Origin of the sequence: Celerinatantimonas sediminis (assembly GCF_046054195.1) — a bacterium.
Taxonomy (GTDB): domain Bacteria; phylum Pseudomonadota; class Gammaproteobacteria; order Enterobacterales; family Celerinatantimonadaceae; genus Celerinatantimonas.
The window spans coordinates 1-1,192 of the sequence record NZ_JBEQCS010000042.1; the positions used below are offsets into that span (position 1 = coordinate 1).

The 1,192-nt window shown below is 44.8% G+C and carries 1 protein-coding gene; it reads right to left on the reverse strand.

Annotated features, from left to right (window positions below):
* Positions 1–14: 14 nt before the first annotated feature.
* Positions 15–1,123 (reverse strand): IS3 family transposase gene (locus tag ABTQ23_RS21110; RefSeq protein WP_408617739.1). Its coding sequence is split into 2 segments (ribosomal slippage): positions 15–874 and positions 874–1,123, totalling 1,110 coding nucleotides; the frame shifts between segments, so codons are not numbered across the junction.
* Between the last annotated feature and the right edge of the window lie 69 nt (positions 1,124–1,192).

Genomic DNA, 1,192 nt, shown 5'->3' on the forward strand with positions numbered 1-1,192 from the left:
TGTCCACTTCCCCATTAATGAGACAGTTCTAAAGTAGAGTTTCCCAGTTGTTTTCGGTAAGCCGCCGGTGGCAGATTACCAAGACTTTCATGTGTTCGTTCTTCGTTGTAATCTAGCCGCCACACCCATGCCATTTCTCTTACTTGCTCCAATGATTCAAATAAATAAGCATCTAAAAATTCTCGACGAAATGAGCCATTAAATCGTTCGACAAATCCGTTTTGTTGAGGCTTACCTGGTTGAATATGAATGAGTTGAATCGTCTGCTGTTCACACCAATCCGCTAGTTTGGCTGAGATCAATTCTGGGCCGTTATCAACTCGCAGTTGTACCGGTAATCCTCGTTCCGCTTTAAGTTGCTCAAGTACCCGAATGACCCGCTCTGCTGGTAGGGATGTATCCACTTCGATAGCTAAACATTCTCTTGTTCCTTCATCAACGACATTCAGTGTTCGAAACCGTTTTCCGCAGTACAACCCATCGTGCATAAAATCTAATGCCCACTGATGATCGGCCTTGGCTTCAACGTGTAATGGATGGGCAATGCGCTTCGGTAACACTCGTTTGCCCCGTCGTTTCAAGTTTAACCCCATTTGGCAATAGACCCGATAGACTCGCTTATGATTAAACGGATAGCCCTTGTACCGGAGTCGGCCAAAACACTTCCAAAAACCAGCTCGGGGTGATTTGTTGAGTTCTGCACGCAGCGCATCAATCACCGCCGCATCTTTTTGTCGCCAATCAATGACCGTCCGGTAATAACTTGAACGACTAAGCTCAACCAATGTACAGGCCTTCAAAATGCTGACGCCAGAATGAACAAGTAATTGGGCACATTGGCGCTTCTCTGCAATCACCACCCCTTTTTTGCGAAGAGCTCCTTCATGGCCTTATTTTCCAAACTTACTTCAGCAAATAACTGCTTGAGTTTTGTATTTTCATCTTCTAGCTCTTTGACTCGTCGCAGCTCTGATGCGTCCATTCCGCCGTATTTGGATTTCCATTTATAATAGGTGGCCGAACTCATGCCGTGTTTGCGACAAATATCTTCCACTTTCATCCCCGCATCGGCTTCTTTGAGGATATTGACGATCTGAGTTTCAGTAAATCGTGATTGTTTCATGGTTCTCTCCTACATCTATGAGTGTAGAAAACTCCATTTAAATTTGTCTCAGTTTAGGGGAAGTGGACA